This is a genomic window from Clostridium sp. UMB9555A (genome assembly GCF_030222355.1).
GTDB lineage: Bacteria > Bacillota > Clostridia > Clostridiales > Clostridiaceae > Sarcina > Sarcina perfringens.
This window is the reverse complement of sequence record NZ_JASORQ010000007.1, coordinates 44,300-64,019: the sequence shown is the minus strand read 5'-3', so window position 1 is coordinate 64,019 and position 19,720 is coordinate 44,300. Positions and strand designations below refer to the sequence as shown.

Annotated in this window: 14 protein-coding genes; 11 read left to right on the top strand and 3 right to left on the bottom strand. The window is 27.3% G+C overall.

Annotated elements, in window-relative coordinates:
- The first annotated feature begins 16 nt into the window (after positions 1-16).
- Positions 17-2,212 (top strand): hypothetical protein, encoded by a 2,196-nt coding sequence (locus tag QP548_RS14575; RefSeq protein ID WP_061426169.1) that lies wholly within the window; start codon positions 17-19, stop codon positions 2,210-2,212.
- Between the two features lie 481 nt (positions 2,213-2,693).
- Positions 2,694-3,464 (top strand): hypothetical protein, encoded by a 771-nt coding sequence (locus QP548_RS14570; protein WP_061426170.1) that lies wholly within the window; start codon positions 2,694-2,696, stop codon positions 3,462-3,464.
- 179 nt (positions 3,465-3,643) lie between these two features.
- Here QP548_RS14570 and QP548_RS14565 read toward each other — a convergent pair whose 3' ends face one another.
- Positions 3,644-4,459, bottom strand: a complete 816-nt coding sequence (locus tag QP548_RS14565; RefSeq protein ID WP_061426171.1) for a mechanosensitive ion channel family protein — start codon at positions 4,457-4,459, stop codon at positions 3,644-3,646.
- A 573-nt stretch (positions 4,460-5,032) separates the two neighbouring features.
- Positions 5,033-5,677, bottom strand: a complete 645-nt coding sequence (locus tag QP548_RS14560) for a heme oxygenase (biliverdin-producing) (protein ID WP_061426172.1) — start codon at positions 5,675-5,677, stop codon at positions 5,033-5,035.
- Positions 5,678-6,263: 586 nt separating this feature from the next.
- Between QP548_RS14560 and QP548_RS14555 the strand changes: the two genes are divergently transcribed.
- From QP548_RS14555 to QP548_RS14545, 3 genes are all read left to right on the top strand, one after another.
- On the top strand, positions 6,264-7,487 hold the full coding sequence (locus QP548_RS14555) for an exonuclease SbcCD subunit D (protein ID WP_061426173.1): 1,224 nt from the start codon (positions 6,264-6,266) through the stop codon (positions 7,485-7,487).
- Positions 7,474-10,992: an SbcC/MukB-like Walker B domain-containing protein gene (locus tag QP548_RS14550; RefSeq protein WP_061429408.1), complete on the top strand. Its 3,519-nt coding sequence runs from the start codon at positions 7,474-7,476 to the stop codon at positions 10,990-10,992. Before QP548_RS14555 ends, QP548_RS14550 begins: the two co-directional genes overlap by 14 nt.
- A gap of 408 nt (positions 10,993-11,400) precedes the next feature.
- On the top strand, positions 11,401-12,597 hold the full coding sequence (locus QP548_RS14545) for an acetate kinase (protein ID WP_061426174.1): 1,197 nt from the start codon (positions 11,401-11,403) through the stop codon (positions 12,595-12,597).
- A gap of 46 nt (positions 12,598-12,643) precedes the next feature.
- Here QP548_RS14545 and QP548_RS14540 read toward each other — a convergent pair whose 3' ends face one another.
- Positions 12,644-13,402 (bottom strand): helix-turn-helix domain-containing protein, encoded by a 759-nt coding sequence (locus QP548_RS14540; protein WP_061426175.1) that lies wholly within the window; start codon positions 13,400-13,402, stop codon positions 12,644-12,646.
- Between the two features lie 146 nt (positions 13,403-13,548).
- On the opposite strand from QP548_RS14540, the gene QP548_RS14535 reads away from it, so the two are divergent.
- The 6 genes from QP548_RS14535 to QP548_RS14510 all read left to right on the top strand — a co-directional run bounded on the left by QP548_RS14535 (position 13,549) and on the right by QP548_RS14510 (position 19,693).
- A complete protein-coding gene (locus QP548_RS14535) occupies positions 13,549-15,765 on the top strand; it encodes an NEAT domain-containing protein (protein WP_061426176.1) in 2,217 nt (738 codons plus the stop codon).
- A 61-nt stretch (positions 15,766-15,826) separates the two neighbouring features.
- A complete protein-coding gene (locus tag QP548_RS14530; RefSeq protein WP_061426177.1) occupies positions 15,827-16,474 on the top strand; it encodes an NEAT domain-containing protein in 648 nt (215 codons plus the stop codon).
- Between the two features lies 1 nt (position 16,475).
- Positions 16,476-17,039 (top strand): class D sortase, encoded by a 564-nt coding sequence (locus QP548_RS14525; RefSeq protein ID WP_061426178.1) that lies wholly within the window; start codon positions 16,476-16,478, stop codon positions 17,037-17,039.
- A 13-nt stretch (positions 17,040-17,052) separates the two neighbouring features.
- Positions 17,053-17,940: a heme ABC transporter substrate-binding protein IsdE gene (gene isdE / locus QP548_RS14520; protein WP_061426179.1), complete on the top strand. Its 888-nt coding sequence runs from the start codon at positions 17,053-17,055 to the stop codon at positions 17,938-17,940.
- Positions 17,927-18,913, top strand: a complete 987-nt coding sequence (locus QP548_RS14515; protein WP_061426180.1) for a FecCD family ABC transporter permease — start codon at positions 17,927-17,929, stop codon at positions 18,911-18,913. Before isdE ends, QP548_RS14515 begins: the two co-directional genes overlap by 14 nt.
- A complete protein-coding gene (locus tag QP548_RS14510; RefSeq protein ID WP_061426181.1) occupies positions 18,914-19,693 on the top strand; it encodes an ABC transporter ATP-binding protein in 780 nt (259 codons plus the stop codon).
- Positions 19,694-19,720 lie beyond the last annotated feature (27 nt).

Sequence of the window (19,720 nt, the reverse complement as noted above, 5' to 3'; positions counted from 1 at the left end):
GCTTAGAGGGGAAAGTATGGAGAGTAAAAAAAGTACAAATTTTGATTTTATATTAAAAACAAGTATTGAAAGCTATTATGATTTATTGAAAAATGCTGAAAAGGCATGGGAAACCCATGCAGCTTTAACATATATCGCTTTAAGAATGGTTGTAGAAGACTTATTAATTAAGCTTGAAGAAAAATATGAAATAAATAGGGATAAAGAATCTAATTTTAAGAATACCTTAAATAATTTAAAAGCATATGTTCCAAGTTGGATAATTGAGTATGGTGAATATATAAGAATTAAAGGTGAGAAAAGTGCTAATAAAGAAATAGATAGTAATTTAGAAGAAAATAGTACATTATTAGCACTAAAGAAAGTACATGAAATTTTAATATGGTACTTAAAAAATGTAACTAAAGAGATGAGCTTAGAGGCAGATTATAGCTTTATTACTCCAGAAAGCATAAAAGAGAGTGAATGCGATTTAGCAATAGATAAAAAGGTTCTTGAGAATAAAGAAAAATTTATTATAAGTCTAGAAAAACAAATAAAAACTAATAGGGATGATGAAAAAAAGCAAGAAGAGCTTGAGGAACTTTTAAGGAATGTTAAGGAAGAAAAGAGAGAGCTTACAGAAAAACTAGAGAAGAAAGAAATAGAGCTTCAGGAAGTTTTAAATAGTTTTAAAGAACTTCAAGTTAAACTTACTACTTATATAGAGAAGGATCAGTCTTCTGAAGAAAATAATAAATATCCAGACTTTTATAAGGGGTTTTTATCCTTACAGGGATATGAACTTAGGGTTGTCTATGCCTTTTTGAAGAGTTTAAGTTTAGGAAGTATTTTCTTAAATAAATCTAAAAGTATATTTTTAAAATCTCAAAGAAAAGAATTTTTAAAGTTTATTGAAAAAGAGGTAGAGGAATTAAAAAAATATTCTGACGGGATTTTAAAATTAAAGTTATATTATATTTTATTAAAGCTTACTAATACGCCAGTAGCCTCAGTTGCAGATAAGGAAACCTTTGATAAATCTTTAGATAGTATAGTTGAGAAGGCTTACTTTATAATTGAAAGCCGTAATGGATTTAATGGGAAGGTAGATAAATTAGAGGCTATAATAAATTATTACTTAATAGTAATAATGAATAGTTTGTCAGCTGAAATAAATCATGAAGAGGATAATAAAGACAAGATTTCTGATATAGTTTATGAAGTTTTAAGAACAATACCTTTAGATGAGAGAAAAATCATATTAAACAAGATGAATTTTACGGATATATCTGAGGGGGCAATTAAGGAAAATATAAGATTAAATCAAGTGGAATTTTTAAAAGCTGCCTTAGACTGTGGAATAAGTGAGAGCTCTGAATTTGTTATAAGATCAGTTTTTTCAATTTATGTAGCCTTTCAAAAAGATTTTGATTTTTATGAATTTAGAACTAGACATGATATGTTAAGAGCTTATATAGGTCCTTTATTATTAGTAATTCTTTTAAAGGAGTTTAAAATTTCAAGAGAGAATTTAGTGCCTATTTTTGTAATGGAAATAAGCATATCAAATAAAATATTAAGAAAAGAAAGAAGAGAAAAAATATATTATAATCAGTTAGTTCAAGCTTGGTTAGAAGAAAAAGAGAAATATGATAAAATACTTTCAGAAAAAAATAATTTAGAAAAAAATCTTAAGGAAGTGCAAGAAGCAAGGGAGTTATTATTAACAAATGAGAGAAAATTCGTAGCTGAAAAAGATAATACTGAAAATGCTATAAAATCTCAATGGGATATGTTTAAAGAAAAGGCTCTTCAATCTGAAGAAATTAAATCCTTCAATTCTTATGAAGAGTATATAAGGGCTGTTAATCAAAAAAATCTCATAGAAGTATCAGAAGAGCATAGTCTTAAGGATAGAGGTATTATTAAAAACTTCTTCTCATTAGATACATGGAAGTACAAACTAAATAAATTAGAAATAAGTAAGAATATAAAAGTTTTAGAAGAAAAGCTTATTGAAGAAGCAAAGGAATCTGGAGTTTTTGAAAATGAGCTTTTAACCATAAGAGAATTAGAAAAAATATTAGCAGATAAAGAGAGTGGCTTAGAAGATATAAGAGTTGATTTAAAAGAAAATTCAGTTGAAAATGAAAAGTTAAACAGATTAATAAGTAACAGCAATAAACTTATGGAAAAGTTTAAAGAAGATAACTTTGATTTTGCTAAATAAAAAAGCTGGTATTTTTATACCAGCTTTAAATTTATAAATTATGCTAACTTCTACATACTATATTATTATTTGGACAAATAAATTTTGTTACAATTCTCATAAAGGTGAAAAAGAACAATTTTTGAAAGTTCTTAGTTTAATTAGCATTATCTATAAATTTTACTTAATTATAACACAAATTTAGTTATATAAATATAACTTTTTTTCTAATATAATAAATTTTGTAGAGATATATAACAAATAGATAATTAGAGATAGTATGAAAAAAATCTTAAGTATTAAATAAGTTTTTCAATAATTTTATTTAATTTTGAAAAGTATTATTGTATTAGTTTTTATATATAATTTGTTGTAATAAACTGAACTATTGAAAGTGAACAATTAGGATATTATAATAAAATTTTAAGGTTTAAAGAGAATTAGGGGTTAAGAAGTAATATAAAATATAGAAAGATACAAAGTAGATAAGTGAGGGATAAAGATGAAAAGATTCCTAGCTGTAGGAATAATAGGCGTTTTAGTTGCTGGAATATCAGTGGTTGGAATAGAGGAATTTAAGCATAAGAGAGTTAAGGGGTTAGAAGCTAAGGTGTTTCAGGCAAAAACTTATATTAATCATGGAGATTTAGTAAATGCAGAGATTATGCTTAACATAATAAAAGAAGAAAACCTAGATTTAAAAGATAAAAATGTTCAAGAAGATATATTAGAAATAGAAAATAGCATAGATTCAAATAATGATAGCTTTAGGGATAAGCCAATAAAGAATTTAGAGGATTTGAGTGTAGATCAAAAGAAAGTAGAGCTTCTAAATCTTTATTTAGAAAATAATGAATTTTCACCAGATGTTCGTAGTATTGAGTCAGCAGGTAAGGAATACTATATTCAGTTTAGAAAATCTAAAAATCTTCCTTTAGATAAAAATAAGGATTTTAGCAATAAAAAAGGATATATTTTAAAACCTATAAGAACTTCAAAAAGATTTTTTGAAGATACTTGCTTAATATTTGATGTTGAAAAACCATATTATATAAATAAAAATATATATTATAAATTTGTTGAAATGCCTGTAAGTAGTTATTTCGGTGAAGATGAGAAAGAGATATGGTACTTTGCTGATTTAAATTTTAATATAATTAGCAAAGAAAATTTAGAGTTTTATATGAATAATAAAGATGTTTTAGATAGCAATAATAATACTTTAAACAATTATAATTTAACTAATTATATAAAAGATGAATACTTATATTAAAAATATCTAAAATAATTTTTGTCAATATTTTGAAAAGTGATATTGACAAAACAACTTGAAAACGTTATTATAGAATTAAGATAATTATTTAAGATTTAGTGTGGTAGGATTGATAAAAGCCTAAATTAAATGTTCTTATTTGTTCATTTAATTTAGGCTTTTTATTCTTTTATTATATTTTATTTAGTTAAGTTTACATCCATTTGAGGATATGGAATAGTTATGTTTTCCTGATCAAATCTTAATTTAACTTCTTCTAATAAGCTAAAATGAACCTTCCAATAATCTTCTTGTTTAGTCCAAACTCTAACAGTAAAATCTATAGAGCTTGCAGCATGTTGGCTTATACCTACAAATGCTTCAGGCGTTTTTAAAATTAATTCATTTTTATTTATAATATCCCAAAGAACATTTTTAACTTTGATTATGTCATCATCATACCCAACGCTAAATACTAAATCAACTCTTCTAGTATCCTTTGATGAATAGTTTATAAGACTTCCATTAGCTAGTGTACCATTTGGAATAAGTATTTCCTTGTTATCTGGCGTTACTAGATGAGTATAGAACACAGTTATTCTTTCAACAGTTCCAGAATATCCTGAGGCTTCTATAAAATCATTAACTCTAAAAGGTCTTAATAAAAGAATTATTACTCCACCAGCAAAATTAGATAGACTTCCTTGTAAGGCAAGTCCAACTGCTAAACCTGCTGAAGCTATAAGAGCTGCTAGTCCAGCTATATCAAATCCAACATAACTCATTAGTGTTATAACTAGAAGAACTTTTAGAGATACCTCTGAAAAAGCTTCTGCAAATGATGTTAATGTAGGATCTACATTTCTATTTTTCATTATATTAGCTAAAATCCTAATTACTTTATTGATAATTTTCCATCCAATATAAAGTAGAATTAAACCAATTACTAATTTAAAGCCATTAGTTGTAATCCAAGATAAAAGCTTCTCGTACATCTTACTAAGATCAAACTTCATTGATAAACCTCCTATAAATTATTACTTATTACTAAAGCAAAATATATTATAAATTTTCTTTTGACAAATATCAACTAAAAAGAAGGTATGCCCATAGATAATAAGGTATGCTTTAGTAACATATACTATGCTAAAAATTAAATTTCTTTAGTAAATAGATTAACTATTAAAAATATAAATAAATCATGTTTATAAATTTTAAAATTAGGGAAGTATATAAGGTGAAAAGACCTTATAAAAACCATAGTTTATGGGCAGAACTATGGGGTGGCATTACTAGGGAAAGAGCTATGGAGTATCCATAGCTCTAATTTTATATAATGTTTATATTAAAAGAAATATGAAATTAAATGATAAAGTTATATAAAAAAGGGCTTATACCAAAGTAACTTAGTAACAAAACTTCTAAAAGGTATCTTAAGAAATTATGAGATTCAAGCTATTCTATAGATTATATAACATTGGGAGTAAGCACTATAGATTTTTAATTTAATAATTCTTAAGATATCTATAAGTTTTATATTTAAGTTTTTGATATAATCCCTTTTTCTAATATATTTTTAGGAGTATAAATTATCTATTAAATCTTATAAAGTCTAATTCATTTGAAATTGCTATGTTATAAACATAAGAATTAGCAACTTCATTTATGAATCTTTCTTTCATTTCTTCATTCAATTCAATATTGTTAAGTTTATTATGATAGTTCATAACAAAACCTTTCATTTCAGGTCCATCACTTAAAGTATCATATTTATAGTAATTTAATCCTTCTTCATCTATTTTATATAAATCTTTTACCATACCATAGATTGTTCTTCCACCAAATAAATCTGCAAGATATCTAGTATAAGCATGTGCTACTAAAAGTTCAGGAGCAGTTTCTCCTATTTCATTTATTCTAGCAACGTAAGCTCTTGTAGAAGCTAATGGTTTAATTGTATTTAAATTTTCTCCTAATAAGAATTTTAAATCTTTAAGTATAGCTTCAGCACGATAAATTTCAGGAAGTACAAAGTCTTTAACTACTTTGTTGTCTTTGCATTTTTCTAAGTTAACTTCTATTGCGTTATAAACTTCGTAAAGATTATAAAGATATTCAGCGTAGCTTTCAGTAGAAGCTTTTCCTTCTAATAATCTTTTTAAGAATCCTGTTTTTTCAGCTACAGCATGTAAATCGTTACTATTGTTTTTTATATCCATCATAAATGAGTTCATTAAAATCACCTCGTAAATCTATTCAAAATTTTAATATGTTAAAGTTTTAAAAATCTCTCTCATGAATTTAATATACTACTTAAAAATATCATCATCAAATAGGATATTTTACGAATTAGGTTCATAAAATAATTATTTTTATACAATTTGATAATAAAATATATATTTTTTTAAAAGTTAAGCTAATAATTATTTGAGAATAATTATTATTAATAAAAATGCTAGAATTTTATAAAAAATATAAATTTAAAATAGCAATTTATGCTATAAAATATTTATCAAAATCTTATTAAATATAAATGAGGTTTAGTATAATGTTTATAAGGATTAAATTAGAAATAATATTATGTAAATAAGAAAGTTTTTATTAGGGATAAGTATTGATTTTTAGCTAGTAATTAAGTGAAAACTAAAATTATAATTAATTTTAATAGATATGTAAGAAAAGAAGATAGTATAAGTAGACAATATAGAATTAGGTGTGTTTTATTAAAAGATAAATTTTAGCTATAAGTATAGCAGAAGATTTAATATATAGTTATAAAAAACATGGCCTAAATAAAAAAGGTGTTAGGAGAGATGTGGAATGAGGATACTTCACACTGCTGATTGGCATTTAGGAAAAAACTTAGAAGGATTAAGTCGTATGGATGAGCAAGAACGATTTTTAGAGGATTTTGTTCACATAGTAAAAGATAATAATATAGATTTAGTTATTATAGCAGGGGATGTGTATGATTCTAGTAATCCTCCAGCTAGGGCAGAAAAAATGTTTTATGATACCTTAAAAAAGATATCAGCTAATGGGGAGAGGATGACTTTAGTTATTTCAGGAAACCATGATAATCCAGAAAGATTAGTGGCTGCAGGTCCCTTAGCAAGAGAACATGGCATAGTAATGGTTGGAACTCCTAAGAGTATAGTTGAAGTAGGGGAATATGGAAGAAATAAAGTTTTAAATTCAGGAGAAGGATTTATTGAATTAGATATAAATGGAGAAAAGTCTGTAATATTAACTGTTCCATATCCAAGTGAAAAGAGATTAAATGAAGTTTTATATGGTGCAATGGATGAAACTTGTGAGAGAATAAAAAGTTATAGTGATAGAATAAAGCTTTTATTTGATTCCCTTAAGGGAAATTTTAAAGAGGATACAATTAATTTAGTGGTATCTCATCTTTTTGCAATGGGAGCAGAAAATACTGGTTCAGAGAGAAATATAGAGCTTGGAGGAAGTTTTATTGTTGATAAGGAATGTTTCCCAGAAGAAGCTCAATATATTGCTTTAGGACATATACATAAGCCTATGATTCTACCAGGAACTAATAAAAAAATAAGATATGCAGGTTCACCACTTCAATACAATAAAAAAGAAATAAGCTTTGAAAAAAAGTGTTTTATTGTAGATGTTAAAGCAAATGAGGAGGCAAATATAGATGAAATAAAATTTGATGTGTACAAGCCTATAGAAGTTTGGAAGTGTGATAGCATAGATGAAGCTATTTATAAATGTGAAGAGAATAAAGATAGAGAATGTTGGGTTTATTTAGAGATAAAAACAGATAGATATATAAGAGAAGATGAAATAAAGTCTATGAAGAAGCTTAAAGGGGATATTATTGAAATTATTCCTAAGATAACACTAGATGAAGATGAGAATGATGAAAGAAGTTTTTCAGAAAAATCCTTTCAGGAATTATTCACTGACTTTTATGAAAAGGAAAGAGGGGTTAAGCCAGAGGAAGATTTATTAGAGCTTTTACTTAATATAGTTAAAGAGGAAGGGGATGAAGAAAATGAAACCAATTAGGCTAGAGGTTAAGGGATTAAATAGTTTTATAGATAAGCAAGTTGTTGAATTTGATAAGTTAACAGAGAGAGGGCTTTTTGGTATTTTTGGACCTACTGGAAGTGGAAAATCTACAATTCTAGATGGAATAACCCTTGCTTTATATGGTGATATTGCAAGAAAAAGCTCAAACTATATAAATACTAACTGTGATGGTGTTTATGTAAGTTATGAATTTCAAATAACAGGTAATGAAGTAAAAAGGTATAGAGTTGATAGGGAATTTAAAAGAGATAATAAAAGTGGTGGAATAAGAAATAAAAGTTCAAAGATAATTGATATAACAGGCGGAGTTGAAAATGTACTAGAGGAAAAGGCAAAGGCTGTAACTTCAAAGTGTGAGGAAATTATAGGGCTAAAATTAGATGATTTTATGAGGACTGTTGTTCTGCCACAAGGGAAATTTAGTGAGTTTCTTAAGCTAGAAGGAAAAGAGAGAAGAAATATGCTTGAGAGATTATTTAATCTTAGAAAATATGGTGATGATCTTTCTAGTAAGCTTAGTTTTGAAATAAGAAAAGAAAAAGATAAGATGAATGTCTTAGAAGGACAATTAAAGGGATATGAAGGAGTTAGCGAAGAAGCTTTAAAAGCAAAGGAAGAAGAAATTAAGGAAATCAACTTAAGTATTAAAAGTAAAGAAGAGTTATTAAAGAAGATAAAAAAAGAATTTGAGGAAGCGGAAAAAGTTTGGAATATTCAAAAAGAACTTTATGATAAAAGAATTGAAGAAGAGAGTTTAGTAAGTAGAAGTGAGGAAATAAAATCTTTTAAAGAAAGGGTTGAAATTTCAAATAAGGCGGATAAGTTAATAGTATTTATAAATAATCTTGAAGAGATTTTAAAGGAAATAAATAAAGAGGATTTAAAATTTAAGGAGTTAAATAAGAAATTAGAAGAACTTATAAAATTAAGAGAAGAAAATAAGTTAAAGTTTGAAGAGGTTGTTAAAAAGAAGGAAGAAAAATTACCTGACTTAAGATTAAAGAAGGAAAAGTTATTAGAAAGCCAAAAGGAAAGAGAGATACTTTTTCAAATAAAGGCTGATGGGGTTAAATTAAAGGAAGCTTGTAAGAAGATTTTTGAGGATAGAAGTAAATGTGATACTAAATTAAATTCTATAGAAGAAAATGAAAAGAGATTAAATGAAGAATTAAAAGAGAAGGAAGAGAGAAAAGAAGAGCTTTTTGTCCATGAAGAATTTAAAAATAAGATTAATAGTGGATTATTTATTTTAAATTCTTATGAAGGCTTAGATAAACAATTTAATGAGATAAAGAGTGAAGAAATTGAATTAAAGAAATCTATAAAAAGTCTTAAAGAGGATAAAGAAAAGTCGGAGAATGATTTAAAAGTAAAGGTAGAAAGCTTAGGTAAGACAAGGGACAAACTGGAAAATCTTTTAAAGGAAACACCAGGGGATAGTAATTCTATTTTAGAAAAACAAATAAAACTTGGAGAGTATAGAGAGAAGCTTAATAAATATAAAGAGATAAAAAATTCTTTAGAAGAATCCTTAAAGACTAAAAATAACTTTGAAGAAAAACTTAAAACTTTTGAAAATCAAAAATTATTATTAGAAAAAGAGATAAGAGAGCTTAAGGATTATATAAATAAGGTTAAGGTTGAAGAACTAGCTCATAAACTTAGGGAGAATTTAGTAGATGGGGAATGCTGCCCAGTTTGTGGATCAACTCACCATGAACTTAATAAGGTTGAGAAAATTAATTTAGAGGAATCAAATGAAAAAACAACTTTATTAGAAAGTAAGGAAGAAAAATTAAAAGAGCTTATTTTAGAGTTCTCAAAAATAGAAGCTACTTTAGAATATGAAAATAAGAAAATTGAGGAATTAAATATTTCCATAGAAGAAGTAGGAGAAGTTAATGAGGAAAGATTAAAATTCTTAGAAGAAGAGTTTAATACCTTAAAAGATAAAATAGAGGAGTTTAATCTTAAAAAAGAAAATCTAGAAAAAGATTTAGAAAAATTAAAGGAAGAAAAGAATAATTTAGAAAATATCTTCAATAAGGCTGAGATTATTTTATGTGAAAAAATAGTTAGAGAAAAAGAAATAGCTTCAAAGGTAAAGGAATTAGATAAGGAGTTAAAATTAAAAAATTCTGAGCTTAATTCCATAAAGAATGAACTAAAGATTGAGGATATTAAGTTAGAAAATGAGTTGATATTAAAAAAAGAGAAAGAAAAAAATCTATTAGAGAAAGAGATTAGAATCTTAAGAACTCAGTTAGAAGAATCAAATAAGATAAAGGATGAATTAAGAGAAAAAAGAGATGAATTAAAGGAGAATTACTTAAGTCAAAAATCCTTATTAGATGGTAAAGTAGAAGTTTATAGAGAAAAGGAAAGAATGATTAAAGGTGCTTTAAAGGGCTTAATTGATGAAGCTTTACCTATTGAAAAAATAGATATAAAAGGCTTATTAGAAGATTTACAATTAGAGATTGATTATATAGAAAATGCTTATTTAAATTTAAGTGAGGAAAAAGAAAAACTAGAAAAAGCCTTTAATAATATGAATCAAGAGATGGCTGTTACTAAGGAAGGAGTTAATTCATTAAATCTTAGAAAAGAAAATGAGGAGAAAAAAGTAAACTTAGCTTTAGAGGAAGAAGGATTTAAGACAATATTAGAGGTTAAAGAGGGTATTTTATCTAAGGATGAAAAGGAAAAATTAAAAACATTAATTGAAGAATACCATAATAACTTTATTAAGGTTAGGGCAAATATAGAATTATTAATTAAAAAGTTAAATGGAAAGAGTTTAACAGAAGAAGAATGGACAAGGGTTCTTCAGGAGAAAAATAATACTGAAAAAGAATTAAAAGAAGTTGAAGAAATAAAAATTAGACTTGTTACTGAAAGTGAGTCTATAAAGAAAAAACTTGAAGAACAAAGGGATATACTTCATATTAAAGCTAAACAAGAACATAAGCTTGCTCTTTTAAGTGATTTAGAAAAATTGTTTAAAGGAAAGAAGTTTGTAGAATTTATTGCAGCAAATCAATTAAAATATATATCCATAGAAGCCTCTAAAAAGCTTAAGGATATAACAAATGGAGTTTATGGATTAGAGGTTGATGAAAATGGTAAGTTTATAATAAGAGATTATAAAAATGGTGGTGCAGAGAGAGATGCCTCAACTCTTTCAGGGGGAGAAACCTTCCTAGCTTCCTTAGCCTTAGCATTATCACTTTCATCACAAATTCAGTTAAAAGGAACAGCACCTTTAGAATTATTCTTCTTAGATGAGGGCTTTGGAACTTTAGATGATAATCTTTTAGATGTGGTCATGAGTTCCTTAGAAAGACTTCATCATGAAAGGTTATCTGTAGGTATAATAAGTCACGTTGAGTCTATAAAAAACAGAGTGCCAGTTAAGCTTATATTAACACCGGCAGAGGCAGGCATAGGTGGAAGCAAGGTTAAAATAGAAAGAAGTTAAATTAAAATCAAAAGAGCTTAATAAATAAGCTCTTTTGATCATTTTAATATTTAAAAATATTTTAAATTTAGTTAAAGAGATTTATATATTTATTACTAGTTTTAGCTAATAGGTCTTCAAAATAAATCTTGTAAAATTATTGATGTGGTTATTAATGGGGTAATTATATAAAAGTGGAAATTATTTTTCTTATGAATAAAGTAATTGTGAAGTAATTAGTTACATAAAATTCCTAATTTGGAGTTATTATATTATTTTGTTTGAAATAAAATGATTTTGAGAAAATGTTTACAAATTTTTTTTATATTTAAGGTTGAAATATATTAAATTAGAATATAAAATTTATCTTAAGATTGGCGTGGGTTAAAGGTTTAAATCAATTTAACTGAGATTAGGAGAGAGATAAAAATGAAAATACTTATAATTAATTGTGGAAGTTCATCATTAAAATATAAATTAATTGATATGGCTAATGAAAAGGATATCATAGAGGGGATAGTTGAGAGAATAGGACTTGACCAATCTAGATTAGTTCAAAAAAATGAATTGAGAGAAAAATATATAGTAGAAAAAGAAATAAAAGATCATAAAGAGGCTATAGATATAGTTCTAAACACTTTAGTAGATTCAAAGGTTGGAGTTATTAAGTCTATTGATGAAATATCAGCAGTAGGTCATAGAGTAGTTCATGGAGGAGAAAGATATTCTTCTTCAATAATCATAAATGAAGAAGTTATAAAATACTTAGAAGAGTGTAGTAAATTAGCACCACTTCATAATCCAGCAAATATAATTGGAATAAGAGCATGTCAAAGTCTTATGCCAAATAAAGAAATGGTAGCTGTATTTGATACAGCTTTTCATGGAACATTGCCAGAAAAGGCATATATATATGCAATAGATTATGCATTATATAAAGATCATAAAATTAGAAAATATGGATTCCATGGAACTTCACATAAATATGTATCTCATAAGGTTGCAGAAACTATGGGAAAAGATATAAAAGATTTAAAAATAATTACATGCCACTTAGGAAATGGTGCAAGTATATCAGCAATAAAAGGTGGAGAGTGTATAGATACAACTATGGGATTCACTCCACTTGCTGGAATTCCAATGGGAACTAGATCAGGTAATATAGACCCATCAATAATTCCTTTTTTAGTTGAGGAATGTGGATATACTATAGAAGAGGTTTCTGAATCATTAAATAAAAAATCAGGAGTTTTAGGAATATCAGGAGTTAGTTCAGATTTTAGAGATATAGAAGATGCCGCTTCAAATGGGGACAAGCGTGCACAATTAGCATTAGACATATTCCACTATAGAATAAGAGCTGAAATAGGTTCATTTATAGTAAATATGGGTGGTGTAGATGTAATAGTATTTACTGCTGGTGTAGGTGAAAATTCACCTGAAACTAGAGAAGAATGTTTAAAAGATCTAGAATTCTTAGGATTAACTTTAGATAAAGAAAAAAATAAAGTTAGAGGAAAACTTGCAGAAATATCACAAGCTGATTCAAAAATTAAAGCATATGTTGTTCCAACAAATGAGGAATTAATGATAGCTAAGGAAACTGTAGAATTAATAGGTAAATAATTTATAGTAAATAGTTTTATAAAAAGGTTTGTAAACTTTAAAGAGTTTACAAACCTTTTTTATAGTTATCCTCTCTGTATTTCAAGGGAGTTAGACCAGTAAATTTTTTAAATACTGTGCAGTAGTAACTTTGATTACTAAATCCAACCTTATGTGCAATATCCAAAAGTGAGAGGTCAAGATCCTTAAGCAACTCCTTACTCTTTTCGATCCTGTAATTATTTAAAAAGTTTATAAATGTTTGGCCAGTTTCGTTTTTAAATAGATTACAGAAGTAGGACTTATTTATTTTAAATTCTGTGCAAAGAGAGTCTATAGTAATTTCTTTTGAGTAATTTTTTTCTATAAAATCTATAGCTCTTCCCACATAAGGAGAATATGAAATTGAAAAATTATCTTTAAGTTTTTCATCTAAGATTATTTTCAATAGAGAATTATAATACTTAAGACAACTTTTAGTCTTTAAAGGTATTTTATAAAGTTCTAAATCATCATTAGAATTTTTTAAATCCTCCTTTAAATATAAGGGACCTATTATGAAAATTAAGTCTTTATCAATTGATTTATAATTAAACAATGAATAAAAAGATATATTATTTTCAAAGGTAATTATTAGTGAGTCATTATGATCATGTTTTAAATATGAGCGTTCAAATTTGCTATTTAAGTTCAAGTCATTAAATATATAATCATAAAAAGAAGAGTAACCCACCTCAGAAAGAATATTCATATTATTATCTACAGCTCTTATTGGAATTTCACAGCAGTTATAAAAATCTATAAGAACTGATTTTAAAAAAATCACACAAAATCCTCCTTTTTAAACTTAATATATTAAAAAAAATCTTAATATAGAGAAAAACAATTATAAAAATCTATGATAATATAAGTATGTTAACATTATTGATAATCATTTTCAATGGGAAAAGAAAGTCAAAAGGGGGATTAACTTTGGGAAGAAAGAAAATTAATAAAATTTTAGGTTATGCACTTGTAACATCTATGTTAGTTGGAGTAGGAGCGGATACTGTATATGCAGCCACTAACGTAAATAGTGGAACTGCAATTGTGCGTTCAGAAGGACTTAGAGATGGAATATATGAAGCTAATAATGTAACTTCATATGTTGAAGAAGGAAATTCTACAGGAGAAAATATGGCAAGAAATGCTGTAGGAGAAAAAACAAAGTTTAGGATTGAAGATGGCAAAACATTAATGACGGTTTACTTTAATAGTAGTTTATATGGATTTATGAATAATATTGAGGTTAGCACTGGAGGAGAAGCTTTAAAGATAGAAGAAAATAAAGATGATAAATCAATAACATTTGAAGTACCATCACCTGATACAAAGGTAAAAATAGGATTATTCATAACAATGATGGGAAGAAAGGTTGAGCTTTTCTTAGTTAATGATATGAATACTGTTAATTTATTAGATGAAGCACCTACTATAAATAATGCTAAGGATATTAGTGTTACTCAAGGAGATGCTATTGATTTATTATCTGGAGTTATTGGAACTGATAAGGAAGATTCTAATTTAAAAGTTGAGATAAGTGGAGATACATCATTTATAAAAGATGGGAAGGCAGAGATTCCTGGAGTATATCCAATAACTTATAAAGTTACAGATTCATCAGGGCAATTTGATGAAAAAACAGTAAATGTTACAGTAAATAAAAAAACAACTTTAAGGGATGGAAGTTATACCCTTAAGAATACAGTTCAATATGTTGGACAAGGAAACATGGAAACAGGAAATTCCATGGCTAGAAAAGTGTTATCAGATGATTCAAGAATTGATATATCAAATGGAAAAAATACAGTTACATTAACTTTTAATAGTGAATTATATGCTTTCTTAAAGAATTTCAATGTAACAGTTGATGGAGAAAAAGTGGAAGCAGAAGTAAATAAAGATAATAGAACTATAAAGTTTAATATACCTGATTTAAATTCAGATATTGTTGTATCTACACTAGTTAGTATGATGGGGAAAGAAGTTAGTTTTAAAACTACTTTAAATTATGATACAGCTAAGAAATTAGAAGATAATTTAGAAGAAAATAATAAGCCTGGTAATGAAGATAATGAGAATATTCCAGGTGAAAATGAGAATAGTGGAAATCAAGATAATTCAGGAAATAATGGAAGTGCAAATGAAGATAAAGAAAATGAAAGTGAAGGAAGTTCAGGAGAAATAGTAGATGCAAATCAATTAAATAATGGTATCTATAACATAAAAAATGATGTTTCATACATTGGTGATGGAAATCAAGATGTGGGAAATGATATGGCAAGAAAAGCTCTATCTAAGAATAGTAAATTAGAGGTAAAAGATGATAAAAAGATTCTTACACTAAAGTTTAATGAAGAGCAGTTCTCATTCTTTAAGGATTTTAGAATAACTGTAAATGGTAAAGATGCTTTAGCAACGCCAAATGAAGCTGATAGAACAATATCTTTTGAGATACCAAGTCTTGATGCTAACATAGTTGTTACAGCCTTTGTAAGTGTAATGGGTAGAGATGTAAGCTTTAAAACAATACTTAATAAGGGAACTTTAGAATTAGTCAGTGGAGAGGACAAACCTGCCATAGAAGAAGAGAATAAATCAGAAGAAAGTAACGGCACAAGCTCTTCTAATAATGGAAGCTCAGCTAATGAAGAAAATAGTACAGTTACAGAAAATAAAGTTACTAAGGGAAAACTTTACACAATAGAAAACAAAGTTGTTCATAAAAGTCAGACTGGTGTTGATATGGCAAGAAAATATTTAAACAAAATATCTGACTTAGAAGAAATTGATGGAAAAACTTATTTAACATTAACATTTACTGGTCAAGAGTTTATGAAAGACCACAAGATAACTGTAAATGGTAAAGATGCTAACTATAAAGTTGTATCTAAGAATGGTGATTCAATTAAATTAAGATTTGAAATTCCTAATTTAGATGCAGATATTAAAGTAAGTTTATATGTAATACCAATGGGAAGAAATGTTGAGTTTAATGTGGAACTTTTAAAAGATACTAAAAAGTTTGTAAAAGACTTTACTGTATCAAGCTTGCCACAGACTGGTTCACCAATAGGAGGAAACTCAGTTGCATTATTAGGAATGGCAATGATGGGAACTTCTATGTTTATTAGAAAAAGAGAAGAGTAAAAGTATTTTAGTTTGAGAGGATTTCCTCTCAAACTATTTTAAACAAATGGAGGGAAATTAGATGAGACTTTTAAAACCTGTTTTATTAGTTATGTTGACACTTTTTATTTCTTTAACAGGAGTTTTTGGAAGTATTGATGTACTAGCAAATGAAACCTTAGAAAATGGAATATATGATGTTAAAAATGATGTTTATCATGATTCAGATATAGGGATGTCAATGGCTAGAAGCTATTTAAACGACACTATGCAGCTTAAAATTTTAGGGGATGAAACAGAATATACTATAGGTTTTTCAGGAACAGAATATATGGAAAATTTCAGAATCTTAGTAGATGGTAATGAGGGAAATGCTGAGGTTGTTGAGGAAGATAAAGAGAATGGAACTATAAAACTAAAAGTTAAGGTTCCTAATAAGGATTCAGAGCTAGAAGCAAAAATATATGTAGGACCTATGGAAAGAGATGTTCAATTTAAGGTTATTCCAAAGTTTGATACTTTAACTCTTGTTGAGAAGTTAGAAGTACCTAAAGTGGAAAATAAGGATAGTAGAGGTGAAAATCTTTCTGATGAAACTGGAAAAAGTGAAGATGCTATAAGTGAAGCAACAGGTTTAGCAAATAATAAGAATATGTTCATTTATATTGGTGGCGGAATTATAATAGTTGCTTTAATAACTGGTTTAGTAATAGCTAAAAGGAAGAAGTAATATGAGAAATAAACTATCTAAAGGATTATTTATTTTAGGTTTAGTTATAGTTTCTACAGTTCTTATAGGAAAACTTTATAGAAGTAACATTGAGAAAAAAACTTTAGAAGAGTTTAAGGAAAAGTTTAATTATTCAGAAGAAGAGAAGAAGAAGACTTTAGAAGAAATAAAAAATGGAGATGGAATAGCTTTAATAGATATAGAAAAAATAGGTGTACATACAGTTATTGCTGAGGGTAGTACCTTAGATGTGTTAGAAAATAACATTGGCCACTTTGAAAATACTGCTATGCCAGGCGAAAATGGAAATTTTAGTATTGCAGGACATAGAAATACTATAAATAATGAGGTCTTTAGAAATATAGACAAGCTTCAAGTAGGAGATGAAATAAAAATTACAACTTTAACTGACATATTTCAGTATGAAATTAATGAGATTTTTGTCACCTCACCTAGTGATACTGATGTTTTGAATCAAAATTTAGATGAGAAAACAATGACCATAGTTACATGTACAAATAGAGGAAAAGACAGATACATAGTTAAAGCAAAATTAATAGGTTAGTGGAGGGAAAATAGTGTTTTTAAAAAAGGGTATAGCTTTAAGTTTAATATGCCTTTTAGGCTTTGGAGTTATGGGATGTTCAAATAGCTCTGGAGAATCAAAGGAAAGTTTAAAAAAAGAAAATGGAGAAGAGATTGTTGTGGCAACCTCTGTTGCTGTAACAGAAATATTAGATGAATTAGGAGTAAAGATAAGCGGAGTTCCAACTAGTTCTTATGATTTGCCTGAAAGTACTAAAGATGCGGTTAAGGTTGGTAATCCCATGAATCCAGATTTAGAAATAATAAAATCTTTAAATCCAGATGTTGTAGTATCTGTAGATACTTTAGGAGAAGATTATAAAAAACTATTTACTGATAACAATATACCTAGTGAATTTATAGATTTAACTACATTAGAAGGATTAAAAACAAGTATATCAACTTTAGGTGAAAGATTTAATAAGAAAGAAAAAGCAAATGAAATATTAAATGAGCTTAAAGTTAAGGAAGATGAGTTTGTAAACTTATCTAAAGAAGAAAAAAAGGATGTTTTATTAGTATTTGCAGCACCAGGAAGCATGATGATTGCTACGCCTTCATCTTACATAGGAAATTTAGTTGATAAGGTCGGAGCAAATAACATAGTTAAAGATGATAAAAAGCCATTTGTTTCATATAGCAATGAAGAAATAGTAAAGCTAAATCCAGATATGGTATTAGTTATGACTCATGGAATGCCTGAACAAGCTAAAAAAATGGCTGAAGAAAAATTTGCTTCAGATCCAGCGTGGAGCAGAATTGAAGCTGTTAAAGAAGGAAAGGTCTATTACTTAGAAAATGGATACTTTGGTATGAGTGCAAACCTAAAAGTAACAGAATCTTTAGATAAGTTAGGTGAAATAATATATGGTGAAAAATAATAAGTTAAAAAGCTTATATATAGGTTTATCAATATTAATAGTTTTAATTTTAATGATAATTTCTTTAAAGCTAGGAAGTATTGATATAAGTTTTGGTGAACTAATAAAAGGTCTTTTAAGTGGAAGTAATGAAGGAAATATAGGAATAATAAAAGATTTAAGAATGCCGAGAGTTATTATAGCTGCTTTAGTTGGAGGAAATCTTGCCTTGGCAGGGGTATTACTTCAGGCAGTAATAAGAAATCCCTTGGCTGATCCTCAAGTAACAGGAATATCTTCTGGAGCATGCTTAGTATCATTAATATTCATAATATTTATGCCAGCTTCAGGATCAATAAGACCAATAGTAGGTTTCTTTGGAGGGCTTGTTTCTTGTATAGTTGTGTATTTAATGGCTTATAAAAAAGAGTTAGATACTATGAGAATTGTCCTTGCAGGGGCTGCTATAAATGCTCTTTTAGGAGGGCTATCACAAATATTAACTATAGGTAGTGGCGTAGGTGCAGGAAATATACAATCTTGGATAAGTGGAAGCTTAGCTGCCACTTCATGGGATGAAGTTAAAATTTTATTTTTATATTCAATAATAGGAATGGGTTTTGCATTAATTTTAGCTAAATCATGTAATGTTATAGTTTTAGGAAATAAAAATGCAAAAAGTTTAGGTTTTAATTCAGATTTACAAATGATTCTCATAACAGTGGTAGCTGTATTTTTAGGGAGTGTATCAACGGCTATTGTAGGTATTATTTCCTTTGTTGGATTAGTTGTACCACATATTTGTAGAATATTAATTGGCTCTGATCATAGATATTTGATTCCTTTTTCAATATTTGTTGGAGGAGCATTAGTCTTACTTGCAGATACAATAGGAAGAATGCTAGTAAAGCCATATGAAATACCAGCAGGAATAATTATGGCAGTTATTGGAGCACCGTTCTTCTTATATCTACTAAGAAGGAGTGATATGTAGATGATTAGAGGGGAAAAATTATCATTCAATTACAAGGGAGAAAAAAATATCATTAATGATTTAAATATAGATATAAAAGAGGGAGAGATAACAACTATTATTGGCCCTAATGGAAGTGGAAAATCAACTTTGCTAAGTCTATTATGTGCTTTAAATAAAAGTAAAACTGGACATGTTTATTTGGGGGATATAAACATGAACAATCTTAAATATAAGGATATAGCAAAGATTTTAGCAACTGTTCATCAACAAAATAGTGTGCCAAAGGATATAAAGGTTGAAGAACTTGTTGCTTATGGTAGATATCCTCACAAAGGATATTTTAAAAGCAATAACAAGGAGGATAAAAACATAATTAAATGGGCTTTAGAATGTACAGGACTTGATGATTTAAAGCATAAGGGAGTTATGAATTTATCAGGTGGAGAAAGACAAAGAGCTTTTATATCAATGGCTTTAGCTCAAAAGCCTAAAATTTTATTTTTAGATGAGCCAACAACTTATTTAGATATTTTTCATCAAATAGAAATATTAGAGATTGTAAAAAAGTTAAATAAGGATAATGGGATAACTGTTGTTATGGTTTTACATGATATAAATCAAGCAATTAAATATAGTCATAATATTGTTGTCATGAAAGATGGAAAGATTGTAAAAGAGGGAAAATCAGAGAATGTAATAGATGAAAATTTATTAAAGGAAGTTTATAAGGTTAATGGTGTTATTAACAAATGTAATGAAACTGGAGAGATTTATTTTATGCCAAAAACTATTTGTTAAATGAATTTTATAAACTTCAGAAAGATG

Bases quoted from the DNA above. Each gene is read 5' to 3' on its own strand.
- QP548_RS14575 (WP_061426169.1), top strand. From the start codon at position 17: ATGGAGAGTAAAAAAAGTACAAATTTTGATTTTATATTAAAAACAAGT.
- QP548_RS14570 (WP_061426170.1), top strand. From the start codon at position 2,694: ATGAAAAGATTCCTAGCTGTAGGAATAATAGGCGTTTTAGTTGCTGGA.
- QP548_RS14565 (WP_061426171.1), bottom strand. From the start codon at position 4,459: ATGAAGTTTGATCTTAGTAAGATGTACGAGAAGCTTTTATCTTGGATT.
- QP548_RS14560 (WP_061426172.1), bottom strand. From the start codon at position 5,677: ATGAACTCATTTATGATGGATATAAAAAACAATAGTAACGATTTACAT.
- QP548_RS14555 (WP_061426173.1), top strand. From the start codon at position 6,264: ATGAGGATACTTCACACTGCTGATTGGCATTTAGGAAAAAACTTAGAA.
- QP548_RS14550 (WP_061429408.1), top strand. From the start codon at position 7,474: ATGAAACCAATTAGGCTAGAGGTTAAGGGATTAAATAGTTTTATAGAT.
- QP548_RS14545 (WP_061426174.1), top strand. From the start codon at position 11,401: ATGAAAATACTTATAATTAATTGTGGAAGTTCATCATTAAAATATAAA.
- QP548_RS14530 (WP_061426177.1), top strand. From the start codon at position 15,827: ATGAGACTTTTAAAACCTGTTTTATTAGTTATGTTGACACTTTTTATT.
- QP548_RS14525 (WP_061426178.1), top strand. From the start codon at position 16,476: ATGAGAAATAAACTATCTAAAGGATTATTTATTTTAGGTTTAGTTATA.
- QP548_RS14515 (WP_061426180.1), top strand. From the start codon at position 17,927: ATGGTGAAAAATAATAAGTTAAAAAGCTTATATATAGGTTTATCAATA.
- QP548_RS14510 (WP_061426181.1), top strand. From the start codon at position 18,914: ATGATTAGAGGGGAAAAATTATCATTCAATTACAAGGGAGAAAAAAAT.